Here is a 22272-nt window from a genome sequence, read left to right as displayed (position 1 = left end):
TTGACATCCATGCTCATGCTTTCCGTAATTTCTAGCTCCAAATACTTTGGTTGTAAGCCAGTTTCCTCTAGAATCTTCTGAATCATCGCGCTAAGCCCGCTGTCATTGAACTGGCGCCTGGAGAGATTAACCGCCATGAATAAATGAGGAAGACCTGCTTCCTGCCATTTCACGCTCTGTGTGCACGCCTCTCTCAGCACCCATTCTCCGATCTCATGAATCAGGCCGCTTTCTTCCGCTACAGGGATGAAATCGCAAGGTGGCACTTGCCCCAAAGACGCATTGTGCCAGCGAATTAAGCTCTCGAGACCGACAATCCGGTTCGTATACACGTCAACAACGGGTTGATAAACGAGATGGAATTCCTCCTTCGCAATCGCTTTACGCAAATGAAATTCAATATCCATTCGTCTTTGGAACTGGTCGTGCTTCGCCTGCAGCGAGCCAGAGAACGCAGTTTCCACGATTCCTAAGGTTTTCACTGGAAACTCGTGCACGCTTTGAATGCCGTTTCGTATGGCCATTTTACAGCGTTCCAGGAAATAGGTCATCATCGTTTCGTGGGACATTTGCCCCGCTAGCATTTCTATATGAAAATAATCCGCAGCGCCCATCCTCATAGCCTGAATGGTCTGCATGGCACCTTCGGATGTCTGCGTACTAAGCACTACAATAGGAATTGGACGATGATTCATAATGAGTTGAAGCGCCATAATTCCTGCCATGTTTGCCATCGCTAAATCGATGACCACCAAATCCGGTCTCCCAGCAAGCATACAATCCAATGCGGCATTGCCATGCTTCGCTGTACCCGTAATGATGAACTGTTCATCTTGCTGAAAGATGGGCAGCAGCCTCTCTCTCACATCATTAGAATCACTTACAATCAGGACTCCATACCTATTCAAAAGACCCACTTCATTTACACCCCCTACAAGCAATTTCCACAAAAAACCTTAATATCTCCTATTGTACTTTCCACTTATTAGGTAACTTACCTAAATGGTATGTTTTCTCTTCCCGTTTCGCTAACAATTTGCTAACAATTTCCCGATAAAAAGTGTATGAGAGCGATTTACTCTTAAATTTCGACACCTTATAATAGGTTGAGTACGTAAATTGTTAGGACTTATGATCCCTCTGTTCAATTATGAAAGGCATTAGCAAATAAACTTAGTTTGKGGGAGTTTATACTTGGACAGGGTGCTTTTAATTGAGGACGATGATATTATCGGTGAAATGGTCTGTATGTATCTGACAGAAGAGGACTTCTTAGTTCTTAGAGCCCATAATGGTCAGGAAGGCCTTGCCGCACTTCGCGAATTCGAACCGGATCTTATTCTATTGGACCTCATGCTTCCTGATTTTGAAGGCACTGACTTATGCAACTCCTTGCGGAGCTTAACGCCCGTTCCCATTATTATCATCTCTTCTAATTCCAAAGTCAGCGAAAAAGTTGAAGCGTTTACAGTAGGAGCTGACGATTACTTATGCAAGCCTTTCAGCATGCATGAGATGAAGGCTCGCATACAAGCCCTTCTGCGTCGATTCAAACAAGCCCATCCACCTGAAAACCAGCTTGTCCAGCAAGTTGTTCCTGTACCGCCTGTTGATTTGAACATTAATCTGGAAAAAAGAACACTTTATGTGCGAGGCGAACCCATCGACATGACATTCTCCGAATTCGAACTCATTCGGCTGCTGTATGAGCACCCCGAACGCGTGTATCGCCGGGAGGATCTGATTAACGCTTTGCGCGGCTTCGACTCCTATGTCAACGATCGTGCTATCGATGTACATATTACAAATTTACGAAGGAAAATTGAAGTTAACCCCAAGGAACCCAAATACATAAAAACAGTCTGGGGCGTAGGCTATAAATTTGTTTTATAAGCGAAGAGGCTGTCTCGAAGGTCAGAAATGATCTTCGGGATAGCCTCTTCGCTTATGATCCAGCTCAATAACAGTTGAGCTAGGCGGCGGGGGAACTAGGATCCTCCTTTCAGGTGCTCAGTCACCTGAGGTGCGATCTATTGGGGCGCTCTCAGCTGAAATAACTGAGAAATCTACCGCTAATCTGCGCCCTATCGATCGATAGAAGGAAATAGCAATAGAAACGCCAGCTAATTCTTCTTGATACTACTGAAAGTTCCTGTATATCACCTTGTTAGTGGTAGGAATTCCAGTTAATTGCTTCAAAAATGGATCATATGCTGAAAATAAAAGGAGTTTTCGGTGTTCTTACAAGCAGCTGATTACTCAGTTCAGTCACCTGAGGTGCGATCTATCAGGACGCTCCGATCGGTTGAACAGCGTCCTCAACATGGACTGTCCCAACAGCAGGTTGTTCAGCTTTGAGACAGCCTCTTTTGCGGATGTCATCCCAGCCTCAGGGAGCCCATTTTGTCGGATAACCATGCAATCTGTTGAAATTTGGTCTCCATGAAACTTTTTCCATATTTTTAACATAAATTGGTTGACATAGAAAACATTAATCATTTATTATTGGACTTCTGAGGCCTTTATTTACAAGGAAAAGTCATATATACATCAACTGGCAACTAACTAAACAGGGATTCACAGTTCGATAACCATTACTAAAGGGACAAACAGGTGAACTCTTATGAATAGTGATAAATTAATTTTGGATTTGGGCAGTCACAGCGCCAAAGTATTCAAGAAATCAGATGTTGGCATTGAACAAGTGGATGTTCTCACATGGGAGCTTTTGGAGAGCGAGGTCTGCCTTCCATCCATTGAAGATAAGCTGAAGTCCTTGCTGTCTACACAAGGCTCCTACTTAGAAGGTGCGCCCCCAGGAAACGTCGAGGCGTTCGGGACGGAAGCCATGCGAAGATCGCCGCGCCTCTCAGGACATATGGAGGAGATCTGCCGAAATCTGCGGATTGCTTATCGGACGATCAGTCAGAAAGAAGAAGCGGAGCTGCTGCGAAGAGCAATTAGCGAATCGGATATCCCCAGCCATCTTGACGTGATCAATGTCGGAGGCGGCAGCATCCAGATTATCACGAAGGAGTGCGAAGCTCCTTATCTCATTCCTTTCGGCATTTCGGATCTGAATCAGGAATTCCAGTTGCTTGGAGATCCATATGAAAGGCAGATAACCACATGCATCAAGTGGCTCTCCTCCCGTTTACCCGCATCATTGGGGCAGTTCGCATACACCGGTGGCGAGAAGTCGTATCTGCGCCATTTCCAGATCGAGCTGGAACAGGATCTCTACTGCTCAAGAAGCGACTTTACCCAACTTGCAAGACAACTGGCTCTTCTAGATGTTTCGGCTTTAGAGAACAACTCCCCCTTCGATCCGAAATGGATGCGCGGTGCCGTCGCCTCGAATTGTGTCGTCCTTGCCGGGCTGATTAAATCAGGCACCAGCAAATTCATGCCCTCCGACCTGAATATCGCCCACGGCTTTATGAATCAACTATAAGCATATTGTACGCCATCAAAAGGGTGCCCCGAGGCACCCTTTTGACCAAATCTTTGTGTAAATTTGATGTTATCAAAACCTACCCGTTCACTGCGTATTATATAATACAGTGAACATTAGTTAATTAATATTACAACTACTGATAGGTGGGTCCTTACATATGGCACAAACGATGAAAGCGGCGCTGATCAAGACATACAGCGGAGTTTCAGGCATTGAATTCGGCGAAACGTTAATTCCTCAGATAGACAGTAACGAAGTACTCATCAAGGTGCATGCAGCCTCTATTAACCCCGCAGATTTACTATTTCTTTCCGGTAATTATGGCATTAAACGCGCATTGCCGTCAGTTGGCGGAATGGAAGGCTGCGGAACAGTCATTGCAACGGGCAATAGCCTCGTAGCCCGTATGCTGAAGGGCAAGCGCGTAGCCTTCGTATCTGAGGTATACGGCTCCTGGTCGCAATACACCAAAACAAGCGCGATGACCTGCATGGTTCTGCCCGATCACGTATCGGACGAGCAAGGTGCTGTGTTCTTCGTCAATCCGGCAAGCGCCATGGCTATGGTGAAGATTGCCAAACAGCACAAGTCCAAAGCGATCGTGCAAACCGCCGGAGCCAGCGCGCTCGGCAGAATTCTGGTAAAACTCGCCAAAGAGAACGGCCTAGCTGTCATAAGTGTTGTCCGCAAAGACGAGCATGCGCAGCTCCTTAGAGAGATAGGCGGGCAGCACATCGTGAATAGCAGCTCTCCAGCCTTCGAAGCCGAACTCAAACGCAAGTCTCATGACCTTGGAGCTACTGTCTGCTTCGATGCCATAGGCGGGGATCTGACAGGTACCGTACTCTCGGCACTGCCAGACGGCTCTACGCTGTTTCAATACGGCCTCCTGGGAGGAAGCACAACAACGATCAACGCAGATGATCTTGTTTTCCGCCGGAAGCGGATTACAGGCTTCTGGGCGTCCGACTGGGTGAAGACCCAATCCATCTTTGAGCTGCTCTCGCTGCAAGGCTCTATGAAGAAGTCGGTCGGATCGCAGATCCAGACCGAGATTAGCCAAACGTTCTCGCTCTGTCAGACGGTAGATGCCATTCAGCAATACGCGGCCAACATGACCTCAGGCAAAGTATTGCTGCTGCCTGTATAGCTGAAACACAGAAAAGACTGTCCCCAAAGTAGAGCAATCTACTTGAAGGACAGTCTTTTCTGCTAAGGGAAGCGCCTCTGCCTGCGGCAGCACCCTTCCCTGAAGCTTATGGGAACTACGGTTCGTTATTTGGATGAAATCAGCTGATTTCATCTGCCGGGCGGAACTACAGGCACTTATTTGCCCTGGAAACACAGGTTTTCAGGCAAATTGACCGGAATAGCGAACCGTAGTTCCCTCTGCCTAGCGCTATGCCTCTTTAACAGCAAAATAGAGGATCGTAGTTCCCCTTCGACGACGTTTGGTTTAGTTGCTCTAGCTGCTCTGGTTGCTCAGCTGGATCTTGACGGGTCTGGTTGGTCGGCTAGAACTCCGTAATAATCGTGAGAATGACAGGTCTGCGACCGGTTTTTTCATAAAAGAAACGCCCGAGCACTTCTTTCACATTAATCTTCAGCACATTCCATTGGTTCAACTGCTCCTGCGCCGATTGCAGCCTGTTCACCGTATCCGCGGCCAGAATGCTAGCTCGATCTATGAGATCCTCGGACTCACGCACATAGACGAATCCTCGCGAGATAATATCGGGTCCTGATAGAATTTTGCCATCCGTTTTGCTGAGAAGGAGGAACACGATAAGGATCCCATCCTCCGAAAGCTGCTTCCGGTCACGCAGAACAACATTGCCCACATCGCCCAAACCATCGACTAGTGTATTGCCCGCCGTGACCTTGCGGCTTTGCGTCGCCGCTGCTTCTTTGATATCTACAACATCGCCATTGTTCAATATGAAAATGTTAGCAGGCTCGACGCCAACAGACTCCGCCAGAATGCGGTGCTGATGAAGCATCCGATATTCCCCATGAATCGGAATGAAGTACTTCGGTTTCATGAGCGTCAGCATTAATTTGAGCTCTTCCTGACTGCCATGACCGGAAACATGCATGCCCGTCGCTGAACTTGAGCCGTAAATGACCTCCGCTCCAAGACTAAATAAATTGTCTACGGTCTTGGAGACATTGCGCTCATTTCCCGGAATCGGCGATGAGGACAGGATGACCGTGTCCCCCCGGTGGATCTCTACATTCCTGTAGTTCGAGCGGGATAGCCGGGATAATGCAGCCATCGGTTCTCCCTGGCTGCCCGTACAGAGAATGGCAACCCGATCAGAACCCAGACTGCCGATCTCCCCCGCTTCCACCAGCATCCCATCCGGCACCGTTAAATAGCCTAGCTCAGAGGCAATTTTCACGACGTTAACCATGCTGCGGCCCAGTAAGGCTAACCTACGATTCGTCGCTTGCGCGGCATCAATGACTTGCTGCAGCCTATGCACATTGGACGCGAAGGTGGCGATGAACACTTTTTGCTTCGCTTTATGAAAGGCCTCCTCGATATACTTCCCGACGTGGCTTTCCGAAGGCGTATACCCCGGGCGCTCCGCATTCGTGCTCTCGGATAGAAGAAGCATGACTCCCTTCGAGCCAATGGCCGCCATTTTATGAATATCCGGATACTGATTATTGACCGGTGTAAGGTCGAATTTAAAATCTCCCGTATGGACAACCGCTCCCTCCGGAGTATGAAAAACAACCCCAAGACAATCGGGGATGCTATGATTGGTTTTGAAAAAAGTGGATGTGATGCTGCCTAGCTCAATCGTGGAATCGGAGGTGATCTCAATAAGCTTGGTATTGGCTAGCAAGCCGGCCTCTCTCAGCTTCACTTCAATCAGCCCAACGGTTAGACGCGTTGCATAGATCGGTACGTTGATTTGTTTCCGTATGTAGGGAATGCCCCCGATATGATCCTCATGCCCATGCGTAATAACCAGGGCACGGACCCTATCGATATTTTCAAGCAAATAGGTAATATCAGGAACGATGAGATCCACGCCCAGCAATGTTTCATCCGGGAATTTAGAGCCGCAGTCAATCACGACAATGTCATTGGCATATTGAACGACGTACATGTTTTTGCCGATTTCATTAATACCGCCTAAGGAGAAGACCGATAATTGCTGATCCAGCTTGGTCACCTTACTTACCCCCTGTGTCACTTCATTTGCGTTAACTTCCCACAAGTGGTGTAAGGCTATGCAAGATGGTGCTATTCCTGCCAAGCAAAGCGATATCCAATGCCCGGCTCCGTCAGAATATAGCGGGGTCTAGTCGAATCCTCTTCGATTTTCTTCCGCAAATGGCCGACATATACCCTCAGATATTGGCTGTCGGATTCATACTGTGAACCGCCCCATACTTGCTTCAGCAATTGACGATGCGTCATTACGCGACCGGCGTTGAGGGCTAATACTTTTAGCAAATCATATTCTGTTGGCGTTAACTTGAGTTTCTCCCCTTGGAGCTCAACGACCCGTTGGGATAAATCGATAACCAAATCCCCTAATTTCAGCACAGGTTCATCTTGCGTCTTGGCGATATGACGTAAAGCGACCCGCATACGGGCCATAAATTCCCCCATGCCAAACGGCTTCGTCACATAATCATCCGCTCCCCGGTCTAAAGCGGCCACTTTATCCTGCTCCTGATCTTGGGCTGTTAGAATTATGATCGGCACCTGCGACCACTCACGAATATGCTTGAGGACTTCCATCCCTGTCATATCAGGTAAACCGAGGTCTAGCACAATCAGATCTGGCCGAACCATTGTAGCCTGCAATAAGCCCTCTTGTCCCGTAGCGGCTTCCGTTACATCGAAGCCATGCGCATTTAACGTAACTCGCAACAGCTTGCGAATTTGCGCTTCATCATCAATAATTAAAATTTTCGCCCCAGTTGCTGTCATGCTCATCCCCCCTGTTTCTCAGCGAATTGTAACGGCAAACTGATATGAATAGCCGTTCCCTTGGGTTCATTTCTTTGTGCTAGGATTTGCCCGCCATGGGCTTCTACGATGCCTTTGCAGATCGCAAGCCCAAGTCCAGTACCGGGAATATGTTTGGTTAACTGTCCCCTATAGAACTTTTCGAAAACACGATCCAAATCACCTACCGCAATGCCCGCTCCCTCATCCCTAATGGTCAATTCGAGCATTTCCCGGCGCTGAGCCGCTTCGATCACGATTTCGCTGCCTTCGGGCGAATATTTGATGGCATTGCTGATTACATTAATCAGCACTTGTTCGATCAGCACATCATCCAGCGGAACGGAGGGAAGGTCCGACGCAAGTCGAATGCTCAGCCTTCTATGCTGCAAAGCATCCTTCAGCTGGGCAAGCGCGACCCCGACAATGTCCTCGATCCCGCACCACTGCTTATTTAGGCGCAGCATGCCGCTCTCAATCCGAACCATGCCCAGCAGGTTGCCTACCAGCCTATTCATCCGTGTTGACCCCTCACGAATAGTTAGCAGCAGCTCACGTCGGTCTTCGGCACTAAATACAGCTTCGCTCTCCAGCAGCCCCGTAACAGAGCCTATGATGGTAGCTAATGGTGTTCGCAGCTCATGAGACAGGGAATCCAGCAGCGCGGTCCGCAGCTTCTCAGATTCGGCTGTCAGCTGCGCCACCTTCGCTTCATTAGCCAACTTGACGCGGGAAATCGCAACAGCCACCAGATCCGAGAGTGCTTCGATGATGCGAATTAGCTCCGGCATCTCCATTAACGGTCGGTCCCCGACATACACAGCTAAGACACCGTGTACTTGACGATCAGTCTCGAAGGGAACGTAAAGTGTGGATGATTCCCTCAACGAATGTGTGCCACGCCCCGCGCTAGTATGATGATTGAAGACCCAAGTCGCGATAGACACGTGGGATTCTTCTGTCGCCCACTCGGTCCCGTCCTTGGAATAAGCTTCTACCTGCTGCTCCCCATTGGGGTTCGGCAATAGAATAGCAGCTTTTGCGTTCAACGCTTCGGAGACATGCAGTACAATTTGATTGAGAAGTACCTCTAAATCCGAAATGGCCGTAATCTTACGGCTTAGTGCATACAGCGCAGCTGTACTGGCTTCTTTCTGCTGGGCTTGATGGATCTGATTGCGAAGCTTCGAAGCCAAGCTTGCTGTAAGAGCGGCAACCGATATAAAAACAAGAAATGAGATCAAATAGCGTAAATCCGCAACCGTGAGACTAAACACAGGAGGGACAAATAAGAAATCTAGGGATAAAACGCCAATGGCTGCAGCAAAAAAGGAGGGTCCTCTCCCCCAGCGCACCGCACTAAAAAGAACAGGAAGCAGATAGAAAAGAGAGACATTCACCAAGCCTAAAAAGTCACTCAAAGCTTTTAAAAATAAGGTCATCACAGCAATAAAAAGAGCTGTAATCGCGTATGATTTCCATCTCATCCAACTATTTGTTTTATTCATCATGCTCTCATTTTACCTTATTTCCTGCGGATTGCCACAAGTCGTAATCAGCTACAATGAGCACATCCATTTGGGATGCAAGCGGCAGCAGCTTCTTGACTATAGCGTCTTTCCATACAATAATTTGCGTGGCCCCCGCCGAACTTGCTTGAGAGGCAAACACGGCCGGGATGGCTTTACGGCTCATCACTTCTTGATACACAAACTCGCCCCCGAGCCTAACCGTCAGCTTCTCTAACGTTTCTAGCTTAGTCTTCCATTGCTCGCGATTCCCCACGGCTATAAAGCTTATATACCAAGCCGCTTTCAGCCGATGCGCGATTCGGAATCCACGGCGAATGAGGCGATCCGCTTGCGATATTTCTGTGATACAGACGTAAATCACTTCTTTTCTCCGCCATGGACCTCGAAGGGAATTCTTGCGCTCCATAGATTCCAAACGTTCATCTACATCATCAGCAATTTCACGTAAGGCTAGCTCTCGCAGAGCGATCAGGTTACCAGTTTTGAAAAAGTTATTCAACGCTTGATCCACCTTGATCATCGCATAAATCTTGCCTTCCCTCATACGAAGCTGCAAAGCTTCAGGAGCCACATCAATTAACTGCACTTCATCGGCTGCCCGAAGGATGCTATCAGGCACCGTTTCACGAACCCGAATGCCGGTAATTTGCTCAACGGCATCGTTCAAGCTCTCCAAGTGCTGCACATTTACCGTTGCAATGACCGATATGCCGGCTTCCAAAATATCCAGCACATCTTCGTACCTTTTTTTATATTTACTGCCAGGTACATTCGAATGAGCTAATTCATCCACCAAAATGACTTCAGGCCGCGCTTTAATAATTGCTTCCGTATCCATCTCCTCAAGCTTCACACCTTGATAGGCAATTTCTGCCCGCGGAATAACGGCTAGCTCCCCAATCTGCTCGATCGTTCCTTTTCTACCATGCGTTTCAAGCAGCCCGATCTTCACATCGATGCCTTTCTTAAGCAAATCATTGCCTTCCCGCAGCATGGTGTACGTTTTCCCTACGCCTGGGGCGGCTCCAATATAGACCTTGAACCTGCCACGTTTGATTTTCTCAATTTTCGCTTGAACCTCTTGCTTGCTCAGACGTTTATATTTGTACGGCTCCTTCGACACCTGCATGTGGGCAGGGAGAATGCGTTCCCCATCCCGAGCGGCGCGATCAGCAACCAGGAAGACATCGATATTCTTTACCCTTTTCAAAATGCCATTGATCACTGATCCTTGCCAAAAGGTCTGCCACTTGCTTTGTTTGGAATGCCCTAAGACAATACGAGTTACTTTATGATGAATCGCATAACTAACCAAAGCCTTAGGAATACAGCGACGCCTTCGCAGCGGCAGCTCCTCAAATTTGCCGCCAACCTTCTCGACAAGCTTCATGATCGATCTTCGGAAAGCGGCCGCTTCCTTCGAGAGCGTTTTATTGAATTTACGCAGGGTCACAACATGAAGATCACCGTTCAACCGCTTCGCGATTTGTTGGCCCCTGCGCACATAAATGGAACCGTTCCAATGATATTGGGCGGTTACCAGAATGCGCTCTGTTGCCCCTGAGGGCCCCAGAATACCCATCTGCTCACGATGGGCTTCCAGCGAATCATTCACGTCCTCTGCAACAAGCCGCAAGGCCAGTTCTCTTAATACGCCTAAGTTGCCTCGCTTGAATAAGGTGTAATCTTTATTACCCTTGAGATGTCCTTCTTCCAGTCGATTAAGAATCATTTCTGGCGTTGCATCAATTAATCGCACCTCATCGGCCAGCTCCAGTGTATCTGAAGGCACACAGTGCCCCACTTCAATACCTGTCAACTTATGTGCGACTTCCATCGTGGCAGCCAGCTCATACACATTCACAGTAGTGATCACACTAATATTGTTAGCAAGCAGAAACTTGATATCATCTAGACGTGTGGGCAAACGGGCATCTGGTCGATTAAGATGGGCCAGCCCGTCGACGAGAACAACTTCCGGATTTCTCTCCATTAACGCGTCCAGATTCAAATCCTTCTGTTCAACGCCATCTTTCGTCCAATGAATGCTCGGCACTCTTTCCAAATCTCCTAATTGCTCCACGGTTTCCGGCCTTTGCAGGGTAGATACCGCACAGATAACCACATCAATCCCTTGCTGCTTCAGATTATGCCCTTCCCGCAGCATATGGTACGTCTTTCCTGAGCCGCTGACCGCACCAATATATATTTTCAGGTTCCCGCGATGCAGTTTGGAGATGGATAATAGAATCTCTTCCGGCGTTTTTCTTTTGAAACCATCCAATTCAGCATCCTCTCCTTTCTCCTCAAAATGACGCAGAAACCACTCTCGACCTATCGAGAGTGGTTGTCAGCTGCTTACAATTTCACTTGTTTTAGCAGCTCTATATTCAGTTCAGTCACATTCACCCTAGGCTCACCGAAAATACCGAGCTGTCTGGTTTTTGTAAACTGATCAACGAGTCCGTTAAGCACGTTCTCTGCAATTCCTGTTTCCTTACTGATTCTAGGCACTTGGGCTTTGGCCCCTTCCGGTGACAAATCTGGATCGAAGCCGGAACCAGACATCGTTACTAAATCAGCAGGAATATCAGTAAGCCCAGGATTTTCCTTCTTCAAAGCATCAATCTTCTCGGCCAATGAAGCTGCATAATCGCTTGAAGCTACCGCCGTATTGGAGCCGGAAGAAGCTGTCGGATCATATTTGGCTGTAGATGCCCTTGGATGAAACAACTTAGGGGACTCGAAGTTTTGAGCCAGCAATTCCGAGCCGATTACAGTTCCGCCAGATTCAATAAGACTTCCATCCGCTTGCTTGGGGAATAAGACTTGAGCTACACCTGTCGTAACAAGCGGATAGATGAGCCCGCAAACGATCATGAACAATATAGATACACGAATTGCTATAAAAACCGATTTCATGACGCTATCTCCTCGTTTCTCTTTCTCTTTAAACGATATTCAGCCCGTGAAGTACCATATCAATGATTTTAATCCCAATGAAAGGTACGATGACACCACCAATACCATATAGCAGCACATTTCGGGACAATAATCGATCCGCTGACATCGCGCGATATTTAACGCCCTTCATCGCTATTGGAATCAGCAGCGGAATGATAATGGCATTAAAGATTAAAGCAGATAGAATAGCTGATTCCGGCGATGCCAGATTCATAATATTCAATGCCTGCAGCTGCGGCATAGCTAGGATAAACATCGCAGGAATGATCGCAAAGTACTTGGCGATATCGTTGGCAATGGAGAAAGTCGTTAAAGCTCCACGCGTAATCAACAGCTGTTTCCCAATGGAAATAACGGAAAGCAATTTGGTTGGATCCGAGTCCAGATCGATCATGTTGGCGGCTTCCTTCGCAGCCATAGTACCTGAATTCATCGCCAGACCTACGTCCGCTTGTGCCAGTGCAGGAGCATCATTCGTTCCGTCGCCTGTCATCGCCACGAGCTTGCCTTCTTGCTGTTCCTTTTTAATCGCAGCAATTTTATCTTCCGGTTTCGCCTCTGCAATGAACTCGTCTACACCCGCTTCAAGCGCGATCGTGGCAGCTGTCAGTGGGTTATCCCCTGTACACATCACGGTTTTGATACCCATTGCACGCAGCTCGGCAAAACGCTCTTTCAAGCCCGGTTTTACGGTATCCTTGAGGTAAATAACTCCATAAATTCGCTCATTAATCGCTACAGCAAGCGGAGTGCCTCCGGCCTTGGCAATTCGGTTCGTAATCGTTTCTAAATCGTTTGGAATTTTGCCGCCTAAAGCTGTTACATATTTTTTAATTGCGTCAACTGCACCTTTACGAACCTTTGAACCGCCTACGAGATTAAGCCCTGACATACGCGTCTCAGCCGTGAACTCCACGACTTCCGCACCTTCATACGCATTCGTTTGCCATGATTCGCCAAGTTTATTGGCAAGCTCAACAATGGAGCGTCCTTCTGGTGTTTCATCTTTCACTGAAGCTTGCAGGGAAGCAAACGTGACGTCTTTGGCCGTCAGACCATTGACAGGAACGAACTCAGCCGCCATCCGATTCCCGAAGGTAATGGTTCCTGTTTTATCCAAAATCATCGTATCAATGTCGCCTGCGGCTTCAACCGCTTTACCGGACATCGCCAGCACGTTAAACTGCGTTACACGGTCCATACCGGCAATACCGATCGCGGATAAGAGACCGCCGATTGTTGTCGGAATGAGACAAACCAGCAGCGCGATCAGCGTGGATATTTCCAATTTAACATTCAAATACTGTGCCATTGGCACCATCGTCATAATGACGATCAGGAAGATTAACGTCAGTACGGCAAGCAGCGTCGTTAAAGCAATTTCATTGGGCGTTTTTTGCCGTTTGGCTCCTTCAACGAGTGCAATCATACGGTCTAAGAATGATTCACCTGGATCGGTCGTCACTTTGACAACGATATAGTCAGATGCTACCCGCGTACCGCCAGTTACCGAGGAGAAGTCGCCTCCCGCTTCCTTAATCACCGGAGCGGATTCACCTGTAATCGCTGATTCATCAATGGAGGCTAGCCCTTCAATGATTTCCCCATCGGAAGGGATGATTTCACCGATTTCAATGCGAACGATATCGCCCTTACGAAGCGTCGTAGAAGACACTTCCTTATAAGAGCCGTCCTTTTGAACCAGACGAGCCTTCGTATCGGACTTCGTTTTCCGCAGGGAATCGGCTTGAGCCTTACCGCGCCCTTCCGCCAGTGCTTCCGCAAAGTTAGCGAAAAGCAGTGTAAAGAGCAGAATCAGGAAGACTGCGATATTATAAGCCCTGCCTACTTCAGTCGAGCCAAATAGATCAGGTACAAATGATAGCAGCAAGGTTATGACGGTTCCTACCTCAACCACGAACATAACCGGATTTTTAATCATTACCGCTGGATTCAGCTTCTTGAATGAATCCACGATAGCTTGATTGACAATTTCTTTTGATAATGTTTTTTTACGTTCCACAGCCATGTAAATCCTCCCTCTCTATTACGTCTATCCTTAACGCGCTGCCAAATGTTCAGCAATCGGCCCCAATGCCAGCGCCGGGAAGAACGTTAGAGCACCGATAACTAAAATAATCATGATCAAAATCCCCATAAATAAAGGTGTGTTGGTCCGAAGTGTACCTGTAGTAACTGGTACCACACGTTTGGTTGCAAGTGAACCTGCGATAGCAATCATGGCGATGATCGAGATGTACCGGCCTACTAACATAACCAAGCCAATACTCATCGCATAAAAGTTCGTTCCTGCGCTCAATCCGCCAAAGGCAGATCCGTTATTAGCAGCACCTGAGGTGAACGCGTAGAGGACTTCAGATAGGCCATGCATGCCTTGATTCGCTATGGATGTAACCGATTCAGGGCGAATCAGCGCCCAAGCTGTCGGTGCTAGAATAATGAGCGGGTGCGTCAGAATCGCGATCGCAGCCAGCTTCACTTCTTTGCCTTCAATTTTTTTGCCCATAAATTCTGGCGTACGTCCAACCATCAGTCCACAGATGAACACGGACAAGATGAGATAGAGCAGCCCATTTAATAAACCGACCCCTTTGCCTCCAAAAACGTTATTCAACATCATTTCCGCAAAAGGAACAATGCTTCCTAGCGGTGTAAGCGACTCATGCATCGCATTAACACTGCCTGTTGTAGCTGCTGTAGTAACGGTTGTGAAAAGCGCTGTTTCGGATAATCCGAAGCGAACTTCCTTGCCTTCCATATTGCCATGTACACCAAGCGCATCTACGGCAGAAATACCTTTGTACTCCGCGTAGAACACCGTGGAAAGCATAACCAGGAAKATGATTCCCATAGCAGCGAAAACTGTCCAGCCTTGCTTTTTGTTTTTAATCATTAATCCGAATGCATACACTAGCGATGTAGGCAGCAGCATCATACAAATAATATGGATCATGTTGGTTATCGGCGTTGGATTTTCAAAGGGATGTGCCGCATTCGTGCCGAACCATCCGCCGCCATTGGTGCCGATATGCTTAATCGATTCCAAAGAAGCAACTAAACCGCGAGTAATCGTTTGTTCAGCCCCTTCAATCGTTGTCGCTTGAACTGCTCCCAGCAGGGTTTGCGGAACACCTTGAAAGACTAAAATTAAAGCGACAATGAAGCTAAGCGGCAGAAATACGCGAGTAATCGCTCTAGTCATATCCACGTAGAAGTTTCCGAGATTATCTTGACGGCCAACTAATCCACGGATGAAAGCCACAGCTACTGCGAACCCGGTTGCCGCCGACGTAAACATCGGGAACGTAATGGCTACCATCTGAGAGAAGTAGGATAGTGTGTTTTCACCACTATAAGCTTGCCAGTTCGTATTCGTAATAAAGGAAATAGCTGTATTAAAAGCGATTGTGGGAGATACGTTACCGATCCCATCGGGATTAAGCGGTAGATACTTTTGAAGCCGAAACACAGCGTACATCAGGATCATCATGACAAAGTTGACAATTAATACAGCTCCTAAGTACTTCTTCCACCCCATCGCTTCTTCTTCTTTAACACCCATTAAGCGATAGGACACTCGCTCGAAGGGACCAAACACACGATCCAGGCCACTCTTTTCATAACCAAATACTTTCACCAAGTAACTACCCACTGGCTTCACCAAAAGCATGATAATCACCAGCGTGATGACTACTTGCAACAATCCCATACCCATAGTAGGTTCTCCCCCTGCTTACATAAGTTCTAATCTATCCATTAAAATTTCTCGGGCTTTACTAAAACAAAACCGAGATACACCATGATAGCTAGCGCAATTAGTCCAATTACAATCATTTGGTTGCCTCCTATAAGTTTTCATTCAAAAACTTGCATCGAAAGCATCAGCTTACGCTTTTTCACAAAATTTCATAAATCCCCAGAACCCGAGGAAAGTTAATGCCATTAATAAAATCATCGTCACATCGTTGTACATAACGCACCTCCTTCAAATCAGACAGAACCTAATTTATTTGTTTGTAATAGAGATGATAATAGAAATTTCACATCACCGTTTTTAGAATAAATAACATAGTCAGCGCCTAACACTTTGTAAATCAATCTGGGATTTACGCTTTGGGTTATCACATAGATAGGCCCTGAAGTCCAACTGCGGCATATTTGAATATAGCGGCAGCATAACGTCAAGCTCTCTTCGAACAAAATAATGCTTCCGATCGGATAATCGGGAATGATAGGGGTAGATTTACCCGGTACCGATGTATCCACTTGGATGATTTTATTCATTCCCTGCCCTTCTAGCTTGAGTTTTTCCATCTTATTGTTGGTTAATGCAATATAAGGGAAGCCACTCAACTTTATTTGCTTCATAAAGTCCTCGCCAGCCTTGGTCGGCGCAGCTATCAGCAGCAAATCGCTTTGCATGACGTTCATCGCTTCCTTTCCTGACTCATTGTAACGCCGAACTGTATAAAAATGAGGTAAAGAATCTATAGCGTGCATATAAAAAAAGCATAAAAATGCCTGCTTAGAAAGAGACATAAGCCTCTGAATGGTCAAAGATATAGGACCTATTCGATAGAACATCCAGCTCTTTTTTGCCTATTGATCGATGTTGAAGCTTATCAGACAAGTCCGTTAATGCCGACTCCATGACATGAGTCCTTGTTTCCCCCCATGCCTCTTTCTTCTGAAGGACATATTCCAAACCGTCCTCAAGGGAAAGCCCTTTGAGCTTCTGAAAGACAACAGCCCATTGAACGAGATCCCCCTTCAGGTTGCCGCAAGGAATTGCATAATCCCCTAACCCACATGTCCCCAGACTTGTTGAGATGGAAAGGATACCACAATGGCAGTCGCGGCCATGCCCAGGCAGCAATTTGTCGGATAACTCATCATCAAAGCGGTAGCATTCAATTCGGGTAATCTTGCATTCGGGAACCATTACTAGATTCACTCTCCTCATTTTTTGGACAACAAAAAGAAGCCTGTGAGCAGAGACTCTCTGCTCTCGGGCTTCATGGCAGCTTGTAGATACGAGCTGTGATTAGCACGATAGAACGTTGGCTCTCTCCCAATTCGCCTACGAGGTTAGCTGTCGGATTCGGGCTTGGAAGCGCCCTACCTTGGCAAGCTGGAGCTTGCCTTGGATTCACCCCACGAAGACGTTGATCCACTGTCGTCCTCTATTGGTTCCCCCGTTCCCCTTGCGGGGACTCAGCGTTATCAACTTGTGTGAAGTTGATGCTCTGAATCTTACGCCCTGGAGCTCAGCCTGTAAAACGTACCGCGACCTCTTTAATGGCATAATGACTAATGGGTGCGCTTCCAATTAATCAAAGCATGCATTATCGCTATCCAAGCTTCGCTTTTCTTCCATTTACGCCATTTTTATCGTTTTTTTATAGGTTACCCCCCTTTTATTTACCCCATTTTTATTACTCCCACCCTTACAATTGAAGAGCAGAACACACACATTATTTCTGACAGGTCTTACGTGCAAAGGAGAAATGACGATGGCTACCGCTCCCCGTTATTATTTAGGGTTAATCCCCGATGCGTTAAATCCGATCCGCTTAACTTACGAGTGGTTCGGTGTCTTATGGCTAGAAGAGGCTAACCGCTTCCCTGTTATTGCCGGGTACTGGTTCTGTAAGGAGAAGACAGAAATTATTCAAAAAGCGCAGCAAGCTGGTTATGCCAAATGGACTGAAATCTCCGAGCATTACGTGATCATGAACATGTATAGGTCTATACGTAATAAACAAAAGGAGCAAGATTGGGAGAAACGATCAAGGTTATCTATCCGCATGAATTTCACGGCGCCTTGGAAGAATGTTCCCTCTGGACTCTATGTTATTAAATCAAGAGAGACCTTTCCGCTGCATGCTTCTGCCATATGTAAAAAAAGGTTTTTCCTTTGGTTGGAGCATGCAGCCGTATGTGAAACTAAGCAGGAACTACAAGCGTTCATCCGACGGGTGCAGAGAGAGCACCACTTTGGGAAAACAATCAAAACAGGGAGCCCTACGATGTAGGGCAACCGCACCATCCCAGAAATTAAAAAGACACCGTCCTCATGGACGATGTCTACCTCTACCTCTACCTCTACCTCATCCTCCGTCAACGACGAACGAGCTCCATCTCCACTTGCCGATATCTCGATTGCAATCCCTATGTTGTACTTTGTGCAATATTATAACCGCATTTAGCCCTCCGCACTCCCCTATATTGTACTTAGTACAACATAACGGGCTATAAACCGCTCTCTTCGGGCAACAGCGCCAAAATGAGTGTACTTTGTGCAACGAGGGCTGCGATTGCAACCAAAAGACCGCTCTCCTATTGCACAAAGTGCAACGAAGCATCCCATGGCACCACGGGATGACCCGTGGTAGCCCCTAAACTCATTCTTATATGTTAAAAAAGCACAGAAATAGCGCATTACCGCCGATTCCTGTACTTTAATAACATCTACTTCTTCAAATGATACGGCACCGTCGTCACGATGAGATCCCGCCTATATAGCAGAAACGCGCGGATCAGCAAGCTCGACTGATTATGGAGAATGTGCTGCCAGTTCCGTTTGGGAATAAACTGCGGAATTAAGACCGTTACCCGGAAGTTCGACTCATTCGCCTTATGTTCCACGGTATCGATGAATTTCGTCAACGGTTGAATGATGCTTCGGTAGTGAGAATGCAGCGTGACTAACCGCACATCCGGCTGCCAACACTCCCATTTCTCTTGGAACTGCTTCTCGGCTTCCCGATCAAAGGCCACATACACAGCAATGATCTGGTCCGGCGCCAGCGATTTGGCGTAATTCATCGAATTTTCCACGACATGTGTAATTCCCGCGACAGGTATGATCATCACATTGCCTTTGATCTCGACGGAAGGCTCACATGTCGTGATTCGGAGCTGCTCACCGACAGCCTCATAGTGCTTTTTGATTTTATGGAACGTATAAACAATCAAGGGGAGGAAGATAAACACAGGCCATACCTGCCCCAGCTTGGTGATAAAAAAGATCAGCATTACGGTAAAGCTAATCAACGCGCCAATCAAATTGATCGTTAGTTTAACGATCCAGCCCTTGGGCTTTTCGCGTACCCACTTCACCAGCATCCCGGTTTGCGCGAGCGTAAAGGGGATAAATACACCAACGGCATACAGCGGAATGAGATGTTCCGTCCTGCCTTTGAAAGCGATAATCAAGATGATTGACATGACCGCCAGAAAAATGATCCCGTTCGAGTACCCTAATCGATCCCCTCTGATCGTAAACATTCTAGCGATATATTTGTCCCTGGCCAAATTAACAGCGAGCAACGGAAAGGCCGAATACCCAGTATTCGCGGCAAGCACAAGGATCATTGCGGTGGTGCCTTGGATGATATAGTACATATAATTCCTCCCAAATGTTTGGGAGGCAATCTGCGAAACTACTGTTTCCTGAGCTTTGGGAACGATGCCGTAGGCAAAAGCCAAATACACGATGCCCGAGAACAAAATGGCAAGCAACAAGCCCATAGCCGCTAAGGTTTTGGAGGCATTCTTCGGTCCTGGCTCTTTGAAGTTTGGAATTGCATTAGAGATAGCTTCCACACCTGTTAAGGCCGAACTGCCGGATGCAAAAGCTTTTAATAACAAGAACAATGTAATCCCGGCAACCGGTGTCCCCAAAGGAGCATRCATCTCAGGTGAGACTGTTCCTGTCACCCCTTTATACAAACCTACACAGATTAATATAAACAAGGCCAAAATAAATAAGTAGACGGGGTAGGCCAAGATGGAAGCGGACTCGGTGAGCCCTCTGAGATTCAGTATCGTTATGGCGATAACAAGCAGAATAGCAATATTCACATTATAGGGATGAAGCGACGGGAAGGCCGAAGTAATGGCGTCTGTCCMCGCCGAGATGCTGACCGCCACCGTTAGGATGTAATCCACCAGCAAGGAGCCCCCTGCGAGAAGGCCTGCGTTCACACCCAAATTCTCCTTCGAAACGACATACGCTCCGCCCCCATGGGGATAGGCGAAAATAATTTGCCGATAAGAAAGAATGAGAGCCAATAAAAGAATGAGCACACCCACGCCGATCGGTACCGAGTACCAAAGAGCCGCGGCGCTTATTGTGATTAGCACAATTAGAATCTGTTCAGGTCCGTAAGCTACCGATGATAGGGCATCAGAAGACAGGATCGCTAATGCCTTTGTTTTATTCAGCTTTTGCTCCCCTAATTCGGCTGATTTCAAAGGCTCACCGATTAGAAACCTTTTCAGGACAGAAAACATCATACCACCGCCAAATTTTTTGAGTTCATCCTCCCTTAAATTACCCTCCAAGATACAATAAGAACCACAAATCATCCTGCCAAGTTTCTACAAAAGTCGAACAAGCCTTGTGATAAAATGGAACCGAACGTCTACTCAGTCTATCCATTGGATGGTGATGACATTGACCGACATATCCCCGATTCGGCCTAGTACATATCGCGAGCTCGCGCCTAGCGTGCATTGGGCTCAACTGCACCAAAGAACTCCTCAATTCAAATGGGCGCGGCGCATTTACGATTATCAGTTTCTATATGTCATTCAAGGCGAACTGCTGGCTACTCTAATGGGGAGATCGCTGCTGATTCCGGCAGGAAGGCTGCTGCTTATACCAGCTAACGTGTATCACACCATCGAAGTGCTGACAGCGCCGCATGTTCATCTGCTCGGGATCCATTTCGATTTCTTCAGCGACCTGCGCGTGAAGCAAGGGGATATTGTCGTGGATGAAAGCAATCCTCTCGTGGATTGTTTCTGCGCGATGCCTTCTATCGATGGGACACCTCTGTTTCCATACGGGTACTCTATCTCGCTCCCTCCTGCCGTCGTTTCACTGATGGAGGCGACCATCCATGAAATGACCGAGCAGAAACAAGGCTTCGAAATGGTTTCCAAAGGGCTGATGCTCCAAATGCTCACGCTGCTTATCCGGCATCAAGCCGAGACCAATCGTACGCTTCACCCGAAATATCAAGAAAGCTTACAGCATCTAGCTCATGAACTCAAAACGGGTTACCGAAAAAAGTGGACCAATGGCGATATGGCCGCTTTCATCAACGTTCATGAAGACTATATGAGTAAGCTTTTTAAAGATATGCTGGGCATGAGCCCTAATAAATACCTGCAGTCCGTCCGGCATCAGCAGGCTAAGCGGCTATTGCGCGAAACGGATAATAAAATCGAAAGAATCTCGATGGAAGTCGGCTATGATGATTTTCACTATTTCAGTCGTATTTTTAAAAAGTGGGAAGGCATGTCGGCTCAGCAGTATCGCAAGTTCTCGCAATTCATATGACTAGACATGACTCTTTCGATAATCCGACGGATAGCTGGAACAGTTCTCCACAAATAGTTTGGTAAAATGCCGCGTGCTGTAGTAGCCAACCTTCTCCGCGATTTGCTTCACTTGCAAATTCGTATTGAGGAGCAGCTCTTTGGCCTTCAGCATGCGAATATTCGTTAAATATTTAACGAATGGCGTACCTGTTTTTTTATTAAACAACATACTTAAATAGTTGGCAGACACATTGAGCTGCTGGGCAATCGAACCTATCCCGATATCGTCCATGTAATGCTGCTCGAGATACTTGACGACCTGCTCGATCAGATCCGACGTGACCGGCTCCCTGGGCTTGATCTCTCTCAGCTTACTTTCCCCCATCTCCCTCAGCYCCCTGATCACTTCTGACTCTGACCGCGCGGCATCATAAGCATAAGCACCTCCGACTCCCAGTGCCTGCACCATGTATAGATGAATAGCCCGCCGCGTTTGCGCGTTCGAACTTCGTCGGCCCGCTAGCAGCAATCCCTCCAGTTCTCCAACCGCCGTTTGATAATTCAAATACGCCCTGAAATACATATGCTGTTTAATCGCGCAGAAAAGCAAACTGATTTTGGAGCTGTCAGGAACCTGAGACTCGGCCTCCAGCTCCATATACCTAATGCGCTGCCCGATGCCGCGAACCACACGCAGATGGCTCCATTCCCCCAGTTGGGCAAGTTGGGCATTCAGTTGATCGAAGCCGCGGCACTCGCCAGTTTGCAGGATCGTTATTGCCAAGCCATCCTGACGATACGGTTCAGCAACACCTGCCAGCTCGTCAAAAAATTGCTGCACCTGCTCCCTGCAATCAAAACCTCTCAACGGATCCCAAGAACCAATAGCCGCGCACTCTCCGTCAGGCAGCGACACCATGGCGAAATTCATGCCATAAACGAGCAAACTCGTCATGCGCTCCCGCAGGTCATCATAGAAGGCACATGTCATG

18 protein-coding genes and 1 riboswitch are annotated in these 22272 nt (G+C 47.5%); of the genes, 5 read left to right on the top strand and 13 right to left on the bottom strand.

Annotated features, from left to right (window positions below):
* A partial coding sequence (locus tag AC1DUA_RS00530; protein WP_477497857.1) for a response regulator occupies window positions 1-917 on the bottom strand: 917 nt, incomplete at its 3' end.
* 286 nt (window positions 918-1203) lie between these two features.
* Here AC1DUA_RS00530 and AC1DUA_RS00525 point away from each other — a divergent pair.
* The 3 genes from AC1DUA_RS00525 to AC1DUA_RS00515 all read left to right on the top strand — a co-directional run bounded on the left by AC1DUA_RS00525 (window position 1204) and on the right by AC1DUA_RS00515 (window position 4607).
* Window positions 1204-1893, top strand: a complete 690-nt coding sequence (locus AC1DUA_RS00525; protein WP_477497860.1) for a response regulator transcription factor — start codon at window positions 1204-1206, stop codon at window positions 1891-1893.
* A gap of 730 nt (window positions 1894-2623) precedes the next feature.
* Window positions 2624-3454: a Ppx/GppA phosphatase family protein gene (locus AC1DUA_RS00520; RefSeq protein ID WP_477497856.1), complete on the top strand. Its 831-nt coding sequence runs from the start codon at window positions 2624-2626 to the stop codon at window positions 3452-3454.
* A 160-nt stretch (window positions 3455-3614) separates the two neighbouring features.
* Entirely contained in the window at window positions 3615-4607 is a 993-nt protein-coding gene (locus AC1DUA_RS00515) for a zinc-binding dehydrogenase (protein ID WP_477497855.1), read from the top strand.
* Between the two features lie 364 nt (window positions 4608-4971).
* On the opposite strand, the gene AC1DUA_RS00510 is transcribed toward AC1DUA_RS00515, so the two are convergent.
* From AC1DUA_RS00510 to AC1DUA_RS00465, 10 genes are all read right to left on the bottom strand, one after another.
* Entirely contained in the window at window positions 4972-6645 is a 1674-nt protein-coding gene (locus AC1DUA_RS00510; RefSeq protein ID WP_477497854.1) for a ribonuclease J, read from the bottom strand.
* A 71-nt stretch (window positions 6646-6716) separates the two neighbouring features.
* The gene (locus tag AC1DUA_RS00505; protein WP_161408177.1) at window positions 6717-7412 is read right to left on the bottom strand and encodes a response regulator; all 696 of its coding nucleotides are present in this window, start codon (window positions 7410-7412) and stop codon (window positions 6717-6719) included.
* A gap of 2 nt (window positions 7413-7414) precedes the next feature.
* Window positions 7415-8941, bottom strand: a complete 1527-nt coding sequence (locus AC1DUA_RS00500; RefSeq protein ID WP_477497853.1) for a DUF4118 domain-containing protein — start codon at window positions 8939-8941, stop codon at window positions 7415-7417.
* A gap of 4 nt (window positions 8942-8945) precedes the next feature.
* Window positions 8946-11246, bottom strand: a complete 2301-nt coding sequence (locus AC1DUA_RS00495; protein WP_477497852.1) for a histidine kinase — start codon at window positions 11244-11246, stop codon at window positions 8946-8948.
* Between the two features lie 74 nt (window positions 11247-11320).
* Window positions 11321-11884 (bottom strand): potassium-transporting ATPase subunit KdpC, encoded by a 564-nt coding sequence (gene kdpC, locus AC1DUA_RS00490; RefSeq protein ID WP_477497851.1) that lies wholly within the window; start codon window positions 11882-11884, stop codon window positions 11321-11323.
* A gap of 28 nt (window positions 11885-11912) precedes the next feature.
* Window positions 11913-13955: a potassium-transporting ATPase subunit KdpB gene (gene kdpB / locus AC1DUA_RS00485; RefSeq protein ID WP_477497850.1), complete on the bottom strand. Its 2043-nt coding sequence runs from the start codon at window positions 13953-13955 to the stop codon at window positions 11913-11915.
* A gap of 30 nt (window positions 13956-13985) precedes the next feature.
* On the bottom strand, window positions 13986-15656 hold the full coding sequence (kdpA, locus tag AC1DUA_RS00480) for a potassium-transporting ATPase subunit KdpA (RefSeq protein ID WP_477497859.1): 1671 nt from the start codon (window positions 15654-15656) through the stop codon (window positions 13986-13988).
* A gap of 47 nt (window positions 15657-15703) precedes the next feature.
* Window positions 15704-15781, bottom strand: a complete 78-nt coding sequence (locus tag AC1DUA_RS00475) for a potassium-transporting ATPase subunit F (RefSeq protein ID WP_379171775.1) — start codon at window positions 15779-15781, stop codon at window positions 15704-15706.
* 156 nt (window positions 15782-15937) lie between these two features.
* On the bottom strand, window positions 15938-16378 hold the full coding sequence (locus AC1DUA_RS00470) for a hypothetical protein (protein ID WP_477497849.1): 441 nt from the start codon (window positions 16376-16378) through the stop codon (window positions 15938-15940).
* A 94-nt stretch (window positions 16379-16472) separates the two neighbouring features.
* On the bottom strand, window positions 16473-16889 hold the full coding sequence (locus AC1DUA_RS00465; RefSeq protein ID WP_477497848.1) for a hypothetical protein: 417 nt from the start codon (window positions 16887-16889) through the stop codon (window positions 16473-16475).
* Between the two features lie 119 nt (window positions 16890-17008).
* Window positions 17009-17177: riboswitch (cyclic di-AMP (ydaO/yuaA leader) on the bottom strand.
* A 283-nt stretch (window positions 17178-17460) separates the two neighbouring features.
* Here AC1DUA_RS00465 and AC1DUA_RS00460 point away from each other — a divergent pair.
* The gene (locus tag AC1DUA_RS00460) at window positions 17461-17982 is read left to right on the top strand and encodes a hypothetical protein (RefSeq protein WP_477497847.1); all 522 of its coding nucleotides are present in this window, start codon (window positions 17461-17463) and stop codon (window positions 17980-17982) included.
* 436 nt (window positions 17983-18418) lie between these two features.
* On the opposite strand, the gene AC1DUA_RS00455 is transcribed toward AC1DUA_RS00460, so the two are convergent.
* A complete protein-coding gene (locus AC1DUA_RS00455; protein WP_477497858.1) occupies window positions 18419-20245 on the bottom strand; it encodes an APC family permease in 1827 nt (608 codons plus the stop codon).
* A 163-nt stretch (window positions 20246-20408) separates the two neighbouring features.
* Here AC1DUA_RS00455 and AC1DUA_RS00450 point away from each other — a divergent pair, with 163 nt between their 5' ends.
* Window positions 20409-21299, top strand: coding sequence for a helix-turn-helix transcriptional regulator (locus tag AC1DUA_RS00450; protein ID WP_477497846.1), 891 nt, complete (start codon window positions 20409-20411; stop codon window positions 21297-21299).
* Here the strand turns inward: AC1DUA_RS00450 and AC1DUA_RS00445 are convergent.
* The coding region (locus AC1DUA_RS00445; RefSeq protein WP_477497845.1) for a helix-turn-helix transcriptional regulator at window positions 21300-22272 on the bottom strand (973 nt) is incomplete at its 5' end.

Source organism: Paenibacillus sp. 01T422 (assembly GCF_056398785.1).
The sequence above is the reverse complement of the archived record's forward strand: the minus strand, read 5'-3'. Positions and strand labels throughout refer to the sequence as shown.

Coding starts and splice junctions, on each gene's coding strand:
- AC1DUA_RS00520 (WP_477497856.1), top strand. CDS start 2,624: ATGAATAGTGATAAATTAATTTTGGATTTGGGCAGTCACAGCGCCAAA.
- AC1DUA_RS00515 (WP_477497855.1), top strand. CDS start 3,615: ATGGCACAAACGATGAAAGCGGCGCTGATCAAGACATACAGCGGAGTT.
- AC1DUA_RS00505 (WP_161408177.1), bottom strand. CDS start 7,412: ATGACAGCAACTGGGGCGAAAATTTTAATTATTGATGATGAAGCGCAA.
- AC1DUA_RS00500 (WP_477497853.1), bottom strand. CDS start 8,941: ATGATGAATAAAACAAATAGTTGGATGAGATGGAAATCATACGCGATT.
- kdpC (WP_477497851.1), bottom strand. CDS start 11,884: ATGAAATCGGTTTTTATAGCAATTCGTGTATCTATATTGTTCATGATC.
- kdpB (WP_477497850.1), bottom strand. CDS start 13,955: ATGGCTGTGGAACGTAAAAAAACATTATCAAAAGAAATTGTCAATCAA.
- AC1DUA_RS00475 (WP_379171775.1), bottom strand. CDS start 15,781: ATGATTGTAATTGGACTAATTGCGCTAGCTATCATGGTGTATCTCGGT.
- AC1DUA_RS00470 (WP_477497849.1), bottom strand. CDS start 16,378: ATGAACGTCATGCAAAGCGATTTGCTGCTGATAGCTGCGCCGACCAAG.
- AC1DUA_RS00465 (WP_477497848.1), bottom strand. CDS start 16,889: ATGGTTCCCGAATGCAAGATTACCCGAATTGAATGCTACCGCTTTGAT.
- AC1DUA_RS00460 (WP_477497847.1), top strand. CDS start 17,461: ATGGCTACCGCTCCCCGTTATTATTTAGGGTTAATCCCCGATGCGTTA.